This is a genomic window from Nostoc sp., assembly GCF_036917755.1.
Lineage (GTDB): Bacteria > Cyanobacteriota > Cyanobacteriia > Cyanobacteriales > Nostocaceae > Nostoc.
The window spans coordinates 51,741-68,500 of sequence record NZ_JBALFC010000021.1; the positions used below are offsets into that span (position 1 = coordinate 51,741).

A 16,760-nucleotide genomic window follows, 5' to 3' on the forward strand; every position below is an offset into this window, starting at 1 on the left:
ACTCTGCTAATAAATGAAATTGCTGTAACGAAGTTTGCACTTGCAAATTCGGCATTGGGCATTGGACAATTCAATTTTGGATTTTGGATTGACGATTTTGGATTAAATTTCAATTCTTTAATCTAAAATCTAAAATCTAAAATCTAAAATTCTTACTCCCTTCCGTAAACACTCATTGGTTCCTTGATAAATCGGGTGTAAAGATGCTTAAACGTAGACTTAATTACGCGGGGCATACCAAAATCGATGGGCATTAACTTGTCTGGTAGTCGCCAATCTTCTATTTTTAATAAGTCAGGATTTAAATGCGGAAACTCTATGGCAGCAAGTTCTGGACAAACTCCTAATCTTTGGGAAGCTGCAACTGTAGGCACTTGTTCAGGAGAAACATTGAGGATTTCTATCATTGCCCGATCTAAAGCAAATATATCTGATGCGGCTGCTAAAATACCAAGTTGGCGAGGTTCGCCGTTGCTGGGGCCATTGCCTTCATGACCGATTATGCCATCTAATATGGTTAAGTTAGGATTAATTGCTCTGGCAGTTTCTACTAACATTTCACCAAATCTATTCGCGTCTTTTCCGGCTTCCATGTGCCACCAAGCTTTCATTTTGCCAGGGACGCAACCAAACAAGTTTTTTACGCCCAGTGTTAATGTCAATTGCATATGTGATTTCACTTTAGGTAGGTTAATCACTACGTCTGCTTCCATTGCTTCTTTAGACAGTCGCAAATGGTTAAAATTGTCACTAATGGTTTGGTAACGCTGACCGTGAAAATCAATAATGGGAAGATTGAGTTCTTCTAAAATAGGCAGATAGCCATTTGCCACTGCTACGCCCTTGGCACTGCCAAAAGCCGGACTATCGCCCAAAAACGGCTTACCGCCAACCTCAATTACCATCTGGGCAACTTCGTAAACTAGTTCGGCACGGGTGATACACTCTTTACCAGGACGCGTCCCTGTAAGTAGATTTGGTTTGAGTAAAACGCGATCGCCTTTTTTTACAAATGCTGCCATCCCTCCAAAAGGTTCCAGGAGAATGACTAAGGATTCCCGTAACGCTTCTCGTTCGTAGGATGTAGCCCGAATGAGACTGACAGATGGTTTTTGAGTCTGCATGGATAGATAGGGGAGTGGGGAGTGGGGGATGAGGGAGATGGGGGAGATGAGGGAGTGAGAATTTTAGATTTTAGATTTTGGATTAAAGAATTGAAATTTAATCCAAAATCCAAAATTGAATTGCCCAATGCCCCATAACCTATTATTCTGTTTTGAGCGGTAAGATACCACTCATTTGTTCTAGATTTAAGACTGTGGCTAAGTCTGTTTCACTCATCAATCCTCGTTCTAAAACAATTTGGCGCAGGGATTTACCAGTTTCTAAAGATTCTTTGGCGACAGCAGCAGCATTTAAATAACCGATGTGGGTATTTAGTGCGGTTACTAAAGCTAAACTGCCTTCGGCATAAGCCAAACAACGTTCCTGGTTAGCAGTAATTTTCTGGATGCAGCGTTCGGTGAGTGCGGCGATGGTATTGCCGAGAATTTCGATACTGTGAATTAGGTTATAGGCAATCAGCGGCATCATCACATTTAATTCTAATTGCCCTGCTTGTGCGGCTAATGCGATCGCACTGTCGTAACCCATCACCTGAAAACACACCATTGATGTCATCTCTGCCATGACTGGGTTATATTTCCCTGGCATAATTGAGGAACCGGGTTGCACTGGCGGGAGTTGAATTTCTTTTAAACCTGTTTTTGGCCCTGAATCCATCAGTCGCAAATCATGAGATATTTTGACTAAATCCTGCGCTAAGTTGCGTAAAGCACCGGAAACATTTACAAATGATGCCATACTTTGCATGGCTGCCATGAGATGGGGCGCAGGTTCTAAAGGAGTTTCAATCAATTCTGAGAGAACTTCTACTACACGGGCGCGATACAGAGGATGAGTATTTAAACCCGTTCCGGCTGCACTACCTCCCAAGCCCAACACCATCAAATCTCCAGAGGCGGTGTAAATCCGGTTTTGATGTTCTGTAAGAATTTGCGCCCAAGCCCGAAAATTTTCACCCAAACGCACTGGTACAGCGTCTTGTAAGTGGGTTCTGCCAGATTTGACGATATCTTGAAATTCTACAGCTTTGTCTTCTAAAGATGCGATCGCCCCATCTAGTGCTGGGTGTAATATCTTGGATAATGCCAATAATCCACCAATGCGGATTGCCGTAGGAATCACATCATTGGTAGACTGCCCATAATTAACATGATCATTGGGACTAACACGTTTATAATTGCCCTTTTCTTCACCAAGAATTTCTAGGGCGCGATTTGCGAGAACTTCGTTGACATTCATGTGGTGAGATGTTCCAGCACCCGCCTGATAAACATCCACGACAAATTGATCCCGGAATTTCCCAGCCAGGATTTCATCAGTTGCTTGCACAATCGCCTGACTAATATCTTGGGGAATGCAATTCAGTTCAGCATTCACAATTGCTGTAGCTTTTTTAATTAGTATTCCAGCATCTATGTAAGTAGATAAAGGCTTTAGTCCGCTAATTGGGAAGTTTTCGATTGCCCGGAGCGTTTGAATGCCGTAATAAACGCTACTAGCAATTTGGCGATCGCCCATCGAATCGCGTTCGATACGGAATTGGGAGTCTGTTTGTTCAGTCATAGTATTATTTTAAGAGAGCTACAGAAAACAGATTTTCCCACGCAAGCACACTCAGATACACTAATCTGCATAGATTTTGCATATTTGCTTGGCTGCTTGTTGCTTTACACTTGTTAACTTTGATTTTTGAATTCCCTATGAGCATACCCAACTGGATTACTTTCTCTCGCTTATTAGGGATACCATTTCTGCTTTACGGTTTATATAATCCCACACCTCAAGCTAAGTGGATATGTTTAACGATTTTTCTGATTGCTGCATTGACTGATTGGTTAGACGGCTATTTGGCGCGGAAACTCAACCAAATTACTGACTTGGGTAAATTTCTTGATCCTTTAGTGGATAAATTGTTGGTACTTGCGCCGTTGCTGGTTTTTATTGAACTAGGAAAAGTGCCAGCTTGGGGAGTGTTTCTGATTTTAGCGCGGGAATTAGCGATCGCAGGTTGGCGAGTAAATCAAACGACAATTACCGGGGCGAATATTTGGGGTAAACTCAAAACTGTTAGTCAAATAGTTGCGATCGCGCTTTTGATTGCACCTCTACCGGAAGTGTGGCAAATTCCCTCTGTGATTACCTTTTGGGTTTCTGTTACCCTGACTTTAATCTCTGGGGGTATTTATCTTTTGCCGCAAAAAGCTAGCACTGAACATGAATGAAACCACAATATAGTATTGTAATTCAGTGGTCGATGGAAGATAAAAAGCAATACAGTTCAGTTAAGCATTTCTTCCTTCTCTCTCTTTCTCTCTCTCTGTGTTCTCTGCGCCTCTGCGGTTCGTTAAAAAATTAACTTTCACAAAGACTTTTAGCCTTAACTGAACAGTATTGAGATAAAAAGTACATTGTCAGCCTACCTGAGTTTGGCCCTTATACACTCATGGAAATACCTACGCTGATGCTCTCAATAATGGTGAGGAAGTGCTGGAACTTTTGATTGAAGATTACCAAGCACAAGGAAAACCACTACCACAGCCTTTAACTGCAAATGTTTCCTTTCAGTTTATCTAAGTTAAACGAAATCAGTACTCTATCAGTTTATCAGAATTTTTTGAAACCACTCTTCGGTGCGATCGCCCATAGCTTCTAAAGAGTATAAAGTTTCTGCTTGCTGGCGACAAGCTTGGCGATCAATTTCATCCAAATGCTTAATTGCTTCTACTAAACCTGGGACACTATCAGGTTCCACCAAAAAACCAGTTTTGCCTTCTTGAACAATTTCTGTTAAACCACCCCGACGATAAGCAATTAGAGGCACTCCACAAGCAAGCGCCTCTATTGCGACATTTCCAAATGCTTCTATCCAACGAGGAGTTACTAAAACTGCTCGACATTGGCCTAACTCTTTTTGTAGCTCAACTGTTGGTAAAAATCCGACATATTCTATGGGAGCATCAGGGTATTCTTGACAAATCTTTTCCCAGTAAGATACATCCTGTTTTAATCCGAATATTTTCAGTGTAATCCCGGTGATTTCTGCTGCTGCTACTGCGTCTTCTAGTCCTTTTTCAGGAGCTATCCTACCTACCCACGCCAAGCTCTGAGTTGGTTTGGGACAAAATTGATAAATAGATAAATCCAAACCATTTAGTAGACAAATACACCGTTTTGCAAATGTGAAAGTTGCCGCCTGTGTTTGACTGTGAACACCGATAGTATTCGGGAAATTGATTGCTACTTGTTCAATAATTTCATCCATTGCATCTGTCAAAGAACCCATGCTGATCAGATGTGCGATCGCACAGTTGAAAAATGGTGTTAAATACAATGGCAACCAATCATAAGCAAAATTAACAATCAAATCATAATCTGCTTGCACTTGGCGAGCATAATCCCACATATTCGCTAAAACAGAATTTTTATGCAGAAAAATCGGATCACTACGACTCTGATTTTGCGCTGGTATCTGTATTAGTTCTCCGGGAATTTCTTTAATAGGCAATGAATTACTGATAGATCCTTGCGGTGCAACAATTTCTAATTTATGTCCCCGCCGCAGCATCTCTATAGCAATATTAGATAGGGTCAACTCTACTCCGCCTCCCAATCCTGAACCTAACGCACCCATTGGGGTAGACATAAATAATAATTTATGGTACATTTTCACCGTTAACATATTTTCATAAAGATCATATTTTCATCTAAACAACGTACTTATTGGCTTTCGCTATGGCTCCACCCAAAAGATATAAAACTAAATTCAACTCTGCTTCCGGTAGCAGCGAGTTGTAATCAGGTAAGGGCGAAAAACTTCTAAGAAGTGACTCTGAAGTGTCTGGAAAAATATTTCTACTACTTTCGGATCATCTAAATGAAAAGGGTATTCTTGATTAAAACCTTTAAAGAAATACCAATTCACTATCATCTTACCTTCAGAGTTCAAAGCTTGATAAAATTGTAATAACTGCTGGCTAGGATCTAACAGATGTTCTAAAACATCAAAGCACAAAATTGTATCAAATTTCTCTTTTGCAGGCATTTCCACAGCAAAAATTATTTTTTTATCCAGTCCCATTTTCTCAGCTCGATACTGAACAAAATCACGATTTATCGGATTAATATCATAATAAATCACTTGCTCCACTTGTGGAGAAAGAGCAGCGCCAAGGGTATGAGTTCCGATTCCACCACCAAAATCTAACACTCGACCTTGGGCATAATCTGCAATCAACCGCAAGGTATCTCCTATATATTCATGACTTGACAGATGCCAAGCCCCCAATTCAAATAAGTAAAGTTCTCCTACTTGATCACGATAGAAAGCACTTGCTTCTTGCCAATTAAAATCTTTGTGTCCTAAGTTTTTTATTTCATCTTGTTTTGCTGCTAACTTTGTCTCTATGGTTTCTGAATCTAAATGTAAAAAATCTTGTAGATGATGCTTGAAGTGAAATGAATTTTCTAAAAAGCTACTTAAGAAAAAAGGCGTGGTAGAATTTACCATCAAATTTGTGTGCCAAGTAAATAAACGTATTCTATATAGAATAAATATATACTAGTTTTACTTATTTGCACTCGTAAATATACGGAGAAATATAGTATATTTGAGCAATATTTTCTAAATTAGAGAGATTTTTTGATAAAAATTGCCTTAGTTGCTGGATTTTAGATAATCTTGGATATAAAGGAGATATTTTTAAATATAAAAATATGGATAAAATCAATAATTGTAATTAAATTTTTATGTATTTACACGCCGATATTTTTTTAAATTCAATAAAACCATTGAAGCAAAGTATTATTTCACCTTAAAAACTTGCATGATAATTACCCTTTTTCAATCGAAAATTCCGAGTTTTTACCGCCAGTTGACCAATTCTGCTTGGCGGCTTTTGCTGATGGGAATTATTCTGAGTATATTTTTCATATTCTTATATAGTTGTCAGGGGACAGTCCAGAAAAATGACGGAGTAATTCATCTGAGTTTATGGCAATCAATCAATCCCCCTAGTAATCGGGATGTGTTTGACAAACTAGTAGATAAATTTAATCAGACTCATCCTGATGTTCAGGTAGAATCTATCTTCATCGGTCAACCCCAATTGCCAAAAATATTAACAGCAGTTGTGGGCAATGCGCCTCCAGATATTCTGTCATTCGATCCTCAATTGACAGGTCAGTTTATGGAATTAGGGGCAATTCGACCTTTAGAAGAATGGCTGGATAAATTGCCAGTGAAGTCGGAAATTAGCCCCAACTTATGGGAGGAATTAAAATTAGATGGTCATCTTTGGTCAATCCCACTTTACACGGCCAATCTGGGCATTTTTTACCGACCTAAACTTTTCCAAGCTGCGGGAATTACCCAAATTCCTCAGACTTGGGAAGAGTTGAGGGAAGTCGCCAAAAAATTAACCATAGACCGGAATGGCGATAATCGACCTGAACAGTACGGAATGTTACTGCCTTTAGGAAAGGAAGAATGGACTGTCTTTAGTTGGTTCCCCTTTTTATTGAGCGCTGGCGGAGAAGTTGTGACAAATAATCGCCCAAATTTGATGAATCCCGGTGCGATCGCAGCCTTACAATTTTGGCAAGACCTATTAAAAGATGGTTCAGCAACTCTTTCTTCCCCAGAGCGAGGTTATGAAGAAGACGCTTTTATGGCAGGTCGGGTTGCTATGCAAATCACAGGCCCTTGGACTTATATAATGAAGTCCAATGTTGACTTTAATGCATTCCCTATACCTGCAAATCTGAAGCCGACGACGGTGACAGCTACTGGAAATATGTATTTGATGAAGACCACACCAGCAAGAGAGCAAGCTGCACTGAAATTTTTAGAGTATGTCTTGAGTGAAGAATTCCAAACAGAATGGAGTATGGGGACAGGTTTTTTGCCAGTTAACCTCAAATCTGCCCAAAGTCAGGCTTATCAAGAATTTCTCAAGCAAAAACCTGTCTTAAAAGTCTTTATTGACCAAATGCCTGTAGCAGGTTCTCGACCAATCATTCCTGGCTATAGTCGTTTATCTGACAGTTTAGGTCGAGCCATCGAAGCCACCATGTTAGGCGCTTCTCCAGAAACAGCACTCAAACAAGCCCAAGCAAACCTCGACTCAATTTGGGATTCCCTGTAATCTAGATGAAATCTAAAATTCTGCCAGCACCTCTAAAACCTGGTAACTTGCTACGAGTTATTGCGCCCAGTGGGGCTTTACGAGAATTTGAGCCGTTTGAACAGAGTTTAGAAATCTGGCGATCGCGTGGCTATCAAGTAGAAATCAGCCCAAAGATAGATGATAAATGGGGCTATTTAGCAGGCAGAGATGAAGAACGTCGTAACCAGCTAGCAGCAGCATGGCAAGATCCAGATTGTCGCGGTATCCTCTGTGCCAGAGGTGGTTTTGGTAGCACCCGCATCTTAGAAAACTGGCATTGGCAACAAAACTCAGAACTTCCAAAGTGGTTGATTGGCTTTTCTGACATCACCGCCCTTTTGTGGAGCCTTTATAACGTAGGGATTTCCAGCGTTCATGGCCCAGTGATGACAACTCTCGCCGATGAGCCAGATTGGTCAATCGAGCGATTGTTTGATTGGCTAGAAGGGCGATCTCTCGAACCTCTCAAAGGTTATGGTTGGGGTGGCGGGATTGCGACTGGCATTTTGCTACCAGGAAATCTCACAGTCGCAACTCATCTTTTAAATACACCAATGCAACCAAATTTTGATGGTGTGATTTTGGCACTTGAGGATGTCACAGAACCACCCTACCGCATTGACAGAATGCTAACACAGTGGCGTTTAAGTGGTTCTTTATCAAAACTTCGGGGGATTGCTTTAGGGGGTTTTACTCGGTGTCAAGCCCCGCCAAATGTGCCTAGTTTTAGTGTGGAAGAAGTTCTGCACGATCGCTTAGGCGATTTGGGGATTCCTGTTGTCTCTCATCTACCTTTTGGTCATGATACCCCGAATGCAGCCTTACCAGTGGGTGTAGAAGTAACTTTAGATGCTGATCAGGGAATATTAAAAATTCATAATTCGTAATTTATTAGGACTTACGCACAAGTTACGGAATAACGAACCACAGAGGCGCAGAGGACACAGAGAAATCAGAGTTTGAGAGATATTTTGCGTAAGTCCTATTCGTAATTTATGTACGGTGATGTGAATTTTTTTTCAAAGTACATAAGCCAATTGCTGGTATAATTCCCAGAATTATTGCTGTAAATAATTGTCCACTCCAATACAATATAAAATTACGGTTGGCTTCTGGAATCAAGCTTTGTAGAACGAAAAGTAACCAAACCAAAATACTAATTAATAAGAAAGAAATTGAGGGTAAAAAATTCCACCACCAAATACCTGCTGTATATCGCCTCAATACTAGCCATTGGCAAATACCCAGCCAAATTCCAGAAATTATATATGCGATCGCAGATAGAAATCCCAAAATCAAAGTATCTTCAAGAGATGATGAGGCAATGCTTGAAATGTAGTTAATCCAGGCTGTAGAAACACCGTTGGCAATTAGCCAACCGACGCTAGTAGCAAATATCCACTGCCAACCCGGTAAATATCGGTAAAGGATCAGGCTCTGGTCGGCAGCGAAAATCACGGCAAATACAACGTTACTGAGACTTCTGACCAAAATGCCCCATGTTTGTGGTTGGATAGCAACGCCAGGTGAGAAACTCTGGAGAATAATTTTCTCTAAGGCGATACTGGCAACGCCACCCACAACCCATCCGATCAGGGTCATTAAGGTAAACTGAATAAAGAACCTCTGTCGCTGCGATCGCGGAATCAAAAACTTTCCTGGGTTAGGCTCGTTATTAGCAGATGCAACATGATCGGGACTGTTAGAGTCAGTTTGCATAGGAGTTAGGGGAGTGGGGAGTGGGGAGTGGGGAGTGGGGGATGAGGGAGATGAGGGAGATGAGGGGGATGAGGGGGATGAGAGAGTAGGGGAAGAAGAACTATTGATTATTGACCAATGCCCAATGCCCAATGCCCAATGCCCCATGCCCTATGCCCAATTCCCAACTCCCAATGCCCAATCCTCAATTCAATATTGATTCCTGTTTTATCCTATTTCCCACTCCCTACTCCCCACTCCCCACTCCCCTTTTACTCCAAACCTGCTGAAAAAGCGTAATCCCGGAATGATAAGCTAAACAGTGGCATAAAAATTGTGACTTAGGGTGAAGTAATAAATGGGTGTTTCTTCAACGACTCCTCATCTCTTACGGGCTGCTCGTGGTGAAGTAGTAGATCGTCCCCCTGTTTGGATGATGCGACAAGCGGGACGATATATGAAAGCATATCGAGACTTAAGAGAGAAGTATCCTTCGTTTCGCGATCGCTCGGAAATTCCAGATGTAGCAATTGAAGTTTCCTTGCAACCGTGGAGAGCTTTCCAACCAGATGGAGTAATTTTATTTTCTGATATTGTCACCCCATTACCTGGTTTGGGCATTGACATGGATATCGCCGAAGGTAAAGGGCCAATCATTCACTCGCCCCTCCGCACTCAAGAACAAATTGATCGTCTGCATCCTTTAGAACCAGAAGCAGCTCTACCATTTATCAAAACCATTTTGCAAGCGCTGCGCTCGGAAGTAGGCGATAAATCAACGGTGTTGGGCTTTGTGGGTGCGCCGTGGACGTTAGCAGCTTATGCAGTTGAAGGAAAAGGCTCTAAAACCTATTCCATCATCAAAAACATGGCATTTTCCGACCCGACGATATTGCATCAACTGTTAGCTAAATTAGCAGATGCGATCGCCATCTATGCCCGCTACCAAATCGATTCTGGTGCCCAAGTTGTGCAAATGTTCGATTCTTGGGCGGGTCAATTGAGTCCTCAAGATTATGACACCTTTGCTCTCCCCTATCAGCAGAGAGTTTTCCAGCAAGTCAAGCAAACCCACCCCGATACACCTTTGATTTTGCTAGTTAGCGGTAGTGCGGGTGTGTTGGAAAGAATGGCACAATCTGGCGCTGATATTGTCAGTGTAGACTGGGCAGTGGATATGGCAGATGCACGAGCAAGATTAGGTAAACAAGTAAAAGTTCAGGGAAATCTTGACCCAGGCGTACTATTCGGCTCTAAACAGTTTATCCGCGATCGCATTCTCGATACCGTTCGCAAAGCTGGCAATTGGGGTCACATTCTCAATCTCGGTCATGGTGTCTTACCAGAAACACCAGAAGAAAATGTTGCTTTCTTCTTTGAAACGGCAAAGGAACTTAATCTTGCAGGAGTTAAGGCTTGAGAGTGAGGAGTTATGAGTTATGAGTTAGGAGTTAGGAGTTATAAACTATAAAGTTATCAGTTGCGAGGTGCAAAGTTATTTTTTACTTCTCACTTCTAACTCCTAACTTTATTAATAACTCCTGATTCGGAACTTTTAACTTTATTTTTAACTCTTTAGTTTTAACTGCTAACGTTTGATAAATTATTTATGAGCCAGAAACGGATTTTAGTGACTGGTGCAAGTGGTTGTATAGGTCATTATTTAACAGAAGCCTTAATTAAAGAAACAGATCACGAACTGTATCTACTAGTTAGGAACCCAAGTAAACTGCAAGTTGATACCAAGGCACGTTCAGGTATCAACGTTTTGCAAGGTGATATGCAAAATATTCGCCAGTTTGCCGATTTGCTATCCACAATTGATACGGCGGTACTCACAGCCACAGCTTGGGGTGGTGATCAGACATTTGATATTAATGTCGTCAAGACTATAGAGTTGCTCGAACTGCTAGATCCAGAACGTTGCCAGCAGGTGATTTATTTTTCGACAGCTAGCGTTTTGGATCGCTACAATCAACCATTAAAAGAAGCCGGGGAAATTGGTACAGATTATATCCGTTCCAAATATGAGTGCTTACATAAAAAAGAAAAATTAGCGATCGCACCCAAAATTACCACACTATTTCCGACTTTAGTAGTGGGCGGTGATGCCAATAAACCCTATTCTCACCTCACATCCGGCATTCCAGAAGTTACGAAATATATTAATTTAATTCGCTTTTTGGAAGCAGATGGCAGTTTTCACTTTATCCACGGACGAGACATTGCCACTGTCGTGCGATATTTAATTGATCATCCTCCCGAAAATGATCAACCACGTCGGCTTGTTTTAGGTCAAGCGCAATTAACAGCTAATCAAGCAATAGAACAAGTTTGCGCTTATTTGAGCAAAAAGATTTACTTTCGCATTCCCATATCTATAGCATTGGGTAATTTGATTATCATTCTGTTCCGCATTCAGATGGCTGCTTGGGATAGGTTTTGTATGAACTATCGGCATTTTACTTATGAAAAGGCGATTAATCCCGATAGTTTCGGCTTGCCAAATTATTGTGTAACCATGAGTGATGTTTTAAAAATCAGTGGTGTTAAACGTTAGCCAGTAAGGGAGTTTATGCCTTCCTGGTTTGATAAGGCGAAAAAATAATGAGCATTGACTTACGAGTAACTTATTAGGTAATCTGATGATCGTTACTGTTGTGCGATCTAGAGGCAACATTCGTTGGTTTCGGTCTGATATAGATATCTGGATACTTGACTGGAACAAGTGGCGGGATGAATTTTTAAATGCTGGTTATGAGGTTCCAGAGCTAGATGTTTCTGAAAGATTTGGAATTACTGTAGTTAACCAAGAGACTGCGGAAATATTTCTATCAGCAGTTTCGATATTCCAGATATCTAAGAATAATTTGCACACCGAATTGCTTACCCGTTATACAAATGCAAAATCATGGTGGGATGTTTCCGATCTATTCCCGACAGTATTTGTTGATTTTGATAAAAATCGGGTTGGTGCATTTTATTTTGAAGGTCCTGGGATAGAGAGGTATGTTCCAGATGGGTGGATTGGAGAGTTTGTAGACTTTGCTAATACCTACAACGAAAACGTATTTCCATCTAGCGAGAAATTTTGGATTTCAGATGGTTTTGACATACTTAAAATCCTTAACGAGCGAGGTAGTATGTTGAATGGTACATAAATTAGATTGGTACTAATTTTTTGACTTGTGGCAGACGCAATCAGGAGCATTTCCAGGTAGAACCTGGAAACGAGGTTTTAATACAGACCACTCGTAAGGGCACAGCATTGCTGTGCCCCTACCATCTGTTGCATCCAAACGAGAACTGCTATAGTTACCCATTCAGGTAAAAATATCAATGTTAAAATAAAACAACTTTAATAAAAAGTCAATAACTCTTTATTTTCGTTAGAGTGGAATAACAATCAAAGTGTGAGGATTGATACTACATGCGAATCTTGTTAGTGTATCCGATATTTCCCAAAACCTTTTGGTCATATGAAAAAATCTTAGAGTTAGTCGATCGCAAGGTTTTATTACCACCTCTGGGTTTAGTAACAGTAGCCGCGATTCTGCCCCAAGAATGGGAATTCAAGCTGGTCGATCGCAACATCCGCCCAGCAACAGAAGCAGAATGGGCATGGGCAGATGTAGTAATTCTCTCCGCGATGATTGTCCAGAAACAAGATTTACTTGACCAAATCCAGGAAGCAAAAAAACGTGGCAAGCTAGTCGCAGTTGGCGGACCCTACCCCACCTCTGTACCTCACGAAGTTGAAAATGTTGGCGCAGATTTTCTAATTCTGGATGAAGGGGAAATCACTTTGCCCATGTTTATTGAGGCAATAAAAAGGGGAGACACATCTGGCACTTTCCGCGCCACAGAAAAACCTGATGTGACAAGCACACCAATACCCCGCTTTGATTTATTAGAATTGAATGCCTATGACATGATGTCGGTGCAGTTTTCGCGCGGGTGTCCCTTCCAGTGCGAATTTTGCGACATTATTGTTCTCTACGGGCGCAAACCGCGCACCAAAACCCCAGCACAACTGTTAGCAGAGTTAGATTATCTCTATGAACTCGGTTGGCGGCGGGGTGTGTTCATGGTGGATGACAACTTTATTGGCAACAAACGAAATGTGAAATTGTTGCTGAAAGAGTTAAAAGTCTGGATGGCAGAACACAAGTATCCCTTCCGGTTTGACACTGAAGCTTCAATTGACTTAGCAGAAGACTCAGAAATGTTGGAGTTGATGGTTGAGTGTGGTTTCGCGGCGGTGTTTTTGGGAATCGAAACGCCGGATGAGGATAGTTTGCAAATGACCAAAAAGTTTCAAAATACTCGCAGTTCCCTAACTGAGTCAGTGCAAACCATCACCAAAGCGGGATTACGCCCAATGGCTGGGTTTATTATCGGCTTTGATGGCGAAAAAGCCGGCGCAGGCGATCGCATTGTCCGCTTTGCTGAACAAGCAGCTATTCCTTCTACTACTTTTGCCATGTTACAAGCGTTACCAAACACCGCACTTTGGCATCGCCTGAAAAAGGAAGGACGACTACGGGAAAATCAAGATGGCAACATCAACCAGACAACATTGATGAATTTCCTCCCCACCCGTCCCCTGGAAGAACTTGCCAGAGAATATATTGAGGCATTCTGTACTTTATACGACCCAGTGCAGTACTTAGATCGTACCTATCGCTGTTTCTTAATGATGGGTTTGCCGAGTTGGAAAGCCCCAGCAAAAATGCCAGAGTTAGTAGTTGTGAAAGCGCTGCTGACTGTGATTTGGCGACAAGGCATCAAACGGGAAACTCGTTGGAAGTTCTGGCATCATTTGTTCAGCATCATCAAGCGTAACCCTGGAGTTGTTGAGCATTATATTGCCGCTTGTGCCCACAACGAGCATTTTCTAGAGTATCGCCAAATTGTGCGCGATCAAATTGAAAGTCAGCTTGCAGAATATCTAGCGCAAGGTGCAGAAAAGCCTTATGTGCTAGTGAAGGAAAAAGTAGAAGAAAAAGCTGAAGCGGTAGTCAGTTAAGGGTGGTAATGGGTAATACGTAATAGTAAGACTCTATTTTCTCTTTTCTGTAACTCTTTTTTGAAGAATTGGTATAATTACAGCCCATGATTTGAGAGTTACAAAGCAGTAGTGCTACAAAGTTAGGGATACTAGTCAGTACCCCTAACTTTTTTAGGTTTTGGACTTTAACTATCAACATTACACATCTAATTTTAAGAAAAAATATAAATTTTCGATAAAAGTCTCATTATCTATTAAGTTTAAACACTGAATCATAATCACAGTACATGAGGTGATTAATTCAGTCCATTTTTCAGTAAAAATACTTGAAATAAAGAGCTATTTAAATATACAAATAAAAGCCAAAATAAAGATTGACTTTGCCAAAGCATAGCTGTTAGAACTTGAGTAGCGAGACAGACGGAGTGCTAAAAATATTACTGTCTAAATTGTTTTCCCTACTTAATGAATTCTGATATGAAAGCTACTTTGTTGACTACCTTGATTGCCGCTACAGCTACCTTGACCGGATTAGTTTCCAAAGTAGAAACTGCATCTGCTGCTGGTTTTACTTGGAATAATGCCTGGACTCAACCAACGATATCTAGTGAATCTGCAACTGGTTTTAACGACACTCCTTTTCAACAATTTGTCCAAAAAGAAAGCGTTGCCATCCCAAATAGCGGACAAGTTAAATTAGACCCTAGTAAATTAAACCTAAAATACGACTACAACGTATCTGTTGACTTTATCAATGAGGGCGCTAGTTATAGAAACCAGTTAGCCTTCAATGCCACAGGAACTACTAACAAGTCTGGACTGCTTTTTAAGGATGCTTCTTGTGACGAATCTAAGTGTATAATGGGCGGGGCTAGTAGTGGACTAAAAATCGGTGATGGGGTCAATATTGGTACTATTGCCGGAGGTACTCAACTGGACTTATTTTTGAAAGCTAATGGTTTGAACAATGCCAATGGCAACATCTTTGGTACTCAAACTGCCTCTAATGCTGACGGACTACAGCACGTAGTTGCTTATGCTTATAACAACTACATCATTCTGGGATTTGAGGATTTATACGGGGCTTTACACGCAACTGGTGACTTAAACCAAAATTCTGACCGTGACTTTAATGATCTTGTCGTCGTTCTTGATATCGGCGAGGCAAATGTTAAAGCGCTAATTAGCGCTACCGTTCCTGAACCATCTGTTACTCTGTCAATGTTTGCAGTGGCAGCAGTTAGTATGTTTGGATTGCGTCGTCGCCTTCAAACTCGCACTTCTAACTAAACTTTGAAACCTTCTTAATATCCGGTGCGTTTAGTTTGATTGAAAAATAGCAAGTGATTAATCGCATTTTCACCCGTACACTTCTACGGGTGAATTTTCGTGTATAGTGGCATTTATATTTTATTTACCGCGATCGCGTTCTAAATCATCAATTACTTTTTGCAAATACCACTCGTCTGACATCCCAGGATGATAATCCTGCTTCTGCTGAATCAATCGGTCGGCAATTTCCCAATATCCCCCAACCATTTGCAAAAGTCGCTGACGTAGCAGATTATACTTTTGCTTTTTTGCCTCTGGACTAAATTTCTGGATTTTTTCTAGGCTAGTTAAGACTTGTTGATAATTTCCCCAGTCTTCTTGTTCACAAAAAATACTCGCCGCCCGTTGATAATCTTCCAGAGCATTTTGCATTTCTTCTAAGCAAGTATAGGCAATGCCGCGATTGTAGTAAGCTTGAGCATCATCGGGATTGATTTGCAGCGCTTGGGTGTAATCTTGAATTGCACCGAGATAATTGCCCGTTGTCCGATAGGCATTACCTCTGGCAATATAGACTAAGGCATCTTGGGGTTGCATCTGGAGTGCTTGGTTAAGATCCGCGATCGCACCTTGATGATCTCCCAATACAGAACGGGCTTTACCTCGGTTGCGATAGACAATGGCATCTTGAAAATTTAGTCGCAATGCTTGATTAAAATCTGCGATCGCTTCTCGATAATTCCCCATTTTACAACGCACAACCCCACGACAGCAGTAAGCTTGGGCATCTTGCGGATCGGCTTTTAATACCCAGTTTAAATCGGCGAGTGCCTCTTGGGTATCTCCCTTTTCAGCTTTTTCTAATAATTGCGTGAAATATTCATTTGTGGATAAAATTGGCGCATTTGGAGAACGTGATTGCTGTACAACAGGTAATTCTTTGGGTTGTAGCTGTTTAATTAGTTCCAGACACAGACGACAATTCTCTTTATCCTGTTGCTCTAGATATAATTGTGCAGCTTTTTTAAAGTTAGCGATCGCATCTTGAATATAACCCTGTTTGCGCCGCACCATCCCCCGCAGATTATAAGCAGCAGCATAATTTAGATTCAGACGAATAGCACGGTCAACATCCTCCAGCGCCCCCGGCAAATTTTTCAGCGCCACCCTAGCCAATGCACGACAATAATATGCTTCTACACTCTCAGGATTAAGCTTCAGTGCTTCGGTATAATCGGAAACAGCCTTAAGGATTGCACCTGAGTCATAATATGCCAAACCCCGTTGCAAGTAAGCTTCGGGAAAGTAAGGTGTCAGTTCTAAAGCCTGGTTAAATTCTTCAATTGCTCCAGCGTAGTCTTTTCGCCTAGCCTTTTCCAATCCTCTATTGTAGAATTCGTCATTCATGGCATTTGTTTGGTTGATTCAGTTAGTTAAATTCCAGTAGACTTCCTTCGTAGCCTAACCTATCCACTTACCCTTAATATTCT

General features: G+C 41.2%; 15 protein-coding genes. 9 read left to right on the forward strand and 6 right to left on the reverse strand.

The features are described 5' to 3' along the window. Positions 1-152: 152 nt before the first annotated feature. Positions 153-1,124, reverse strand: coding sequence for a DUF362 domain-containing protein (locus tag V7L05_RS07540; protein WP_335163288.1), 972 nt, complete (start codon positions 1,122-1,124; stop codon positions 153-155). A 142-nt stretch (positions 1,125-1,266) separates the two neighbouring features. Then, positions 1,267-2,688: an aspartate ammonia-lyase gene (locus V7L05_RS07545; protein ID WP_335163290.1), complete on the reverse strand. Its 1,422-nt coding sequence runs from the start codon at positions 2,686-2,688 to the stop codon at positions 1,267-1,269. A 137-nt stretch (positions 2,689-2,825) separates the two neighbouring features. On the opposite strand from V7L05_RS07545, the gene pgsA reads away from it, so the two are divergent. Beyond that, entirely contained in the window at positions 2,826-3,347 is a 522-nt protein-coding gene (pgsA, locus tag V7L05_RS07550) for a CDP-diacylglycerol--glycerol-3-phosphate 3-phosphatidyltransferase (protein ID WP_335163292.1), read from the forward strand. Positions 3,348-3,721: 374 nt separating this feature from the next. On the opposite strand, the gene V7L05_RS07555 is transcribed toward pgsA, so the two are convergent. Beyond that, on the reverse strand, positions 3,722-4,789 hold the full coding sequence (locus V7L05_RS07555; protein ID WP_335163294.1) for a glycosyltransferase family 4 protein: 1,068 nt from the start codon (positions 4,787-4,789) through the stop codon (positions 3,722-3,724). A 99-nt stretch (positions 4,790-4,888) separates the two neighbouring features. Beyond that, entirely contained in the window at positions 4,889-5,632 is a 744-nt protein-coding gene (locus V7L05_RS07560; protein WP_335163296.1) for a class I SAM-dependent methyltransferase, read from the reverse strand. A 316-nt stretch (positions 5,633-5,948) separates the two neighbouring features. Between V7L05_RS07560 and V7L05_RS07565 the strand changes: the two genes are divergently transcribed. Both V7L05_RS07565 and V7L05_RS07570 read left to right on the forward strand, forming a co-directional pair. Then, on the forward strand, positions 5,949-7,268 hold the full coding sequence (locus tag V7L05_RS07565; RefSeq protein WP_335163299.1) for an ABC transporter substrate-binding protein: 1,320 nt from the start codon (positions 5,949-5,951) through the stop codon (positions 7,266-7,268). A 5-nt stretch (positions 7,269-7,273) separates the two neighbouring features. Continuing rightward, positions 7,274-8,176 (forward strand): S66 peptidase family protein, encoded by a 903-nt coding sequence (locus V7L05_RS07570; protein ID WP_335163301.1) that lies wholly within the window; start codon positions 7,274-7,276, stop codon positions 8,174-8,176. A 106-nt stretch (positions 8,177-8,282) separates the two neighbouring features. Here the strand turns inward: V7L05_RS07570 and V7L05_RS07575 are convergent, their stop codons facing one another. Continuing rightward, positions 8,283-9,008, reverse strand: a complete 726-nt coding sequence (locus tag V7L05_RS07575) for a hypothetical protein (RefSeq protein ID WP_335163303.1) — start codon at positions 9,006-9,008, stop codon at positions 8,283-8,285. A 13-nt stretch (positions 9,009-9,021) separates the two neighbouring features. Here V7L05_RS07575 and V7L05_RS07580 point away from each other — a divergent pair, with 13 nt between their 5' ends. The 6 genes from V7L05_RS07580 to V7L05_RS07605 all read left to right on the forward strand — a co-directional run bounded on the left by V7L05_RS07580 (position 9,022) and on the right by V7L05_RS07605 (position 15,288). Beyond that, positions 9,022-9,207 (forward strand): histidine kinase, encoded by a 186-nt coding sequence (locus tag V7L05_RS07580; protein WP_335163305.1) that lies wholly within the window; start codon positions 9,022-9,024, stop codon positions 9,205-9,207. Positions 9,208-9,345: 138 nt separating this feature from the next. Further along, the gene (gene hemE, locus V7L05_RS07585) at positions 9,346-10,407 is read left to right on the forward strand and encodes a uroporphyrinogen decarboxylase (RefSeq protein WP_335163306.1); all 1,062 of its coding nucleotides are present in this window, start codon (positions 9,346-9,348) and stop codon (positions 10,405-10,407) included. Between the two features lie 189 nt (positions 10,408-10,596). Next, complete coding sequence (locus tag V7L05_RS07590; RefSeq protein ID WP_335163307.1) at positions 10,597-11,547, forward strand: NAD-dependent epimerase/dehydratase family protein; 951 nt, start codon at positions 10,597-10,599, stop codon at positions 11,545-11,547. Positions 11,548-11,632: 85 nt separating this feature from the next. Continuing rightward, positions 11,633-12,148: a hypothetical protein gene (locus V7L05_RS07595; protein WP_335163308.1), complete on the forward strand. Its 516-nt coding sequence runs from the start codon at positions 11,633-11,635 to the stop codon at positions 12,146-12,148. 269 nt (positions 12,149-12,417) lie between these two features. Continuing rightward, entirely contained in the window at positions 12,418-14,016 is a 1,599-nt protein-coding gene (locus tag V7L05_RS07600) for a B12-binding domain-containing radical SAM protein (protein WP_335163310.1), read from the forward strand. A gap of 459 nt (positions 14,017-14,475) precedes the next feature. Next, positions 14,476-15,288 carry a DUF4114 domain-containing protein gene (locus V7L05_RS07605; RefSeq protein WP_335163312.1) on the forward strand — a complete coding sequence of 271 codons (813 nt, stop codon included), beginning with the start codon at positions 14,476-14,478 and terminating at the stop codon, positions 15,286-15,288. A gap of 120 nt (positions 15,289-15,408) precedes the next feature. Here V7L05_RS07605 and V7L05_RS07610 read toward each other — a convergent pair whose 3' ends face one another. After that, the gene (locus tag V7L05_RS07610) at positions 15,409-16,677 is read right to left on the reverse strand and encodes a tetratricopeptide repeat protein (protein WP_335163314.1); all 1,269 of its coding nucleotides are present in this window, start codon (positions 16,675-16,677) and stop codon (positions 15,409-15,411) included. Positions 16,678-16,760 lie beyond the last annotated feature (83 nt).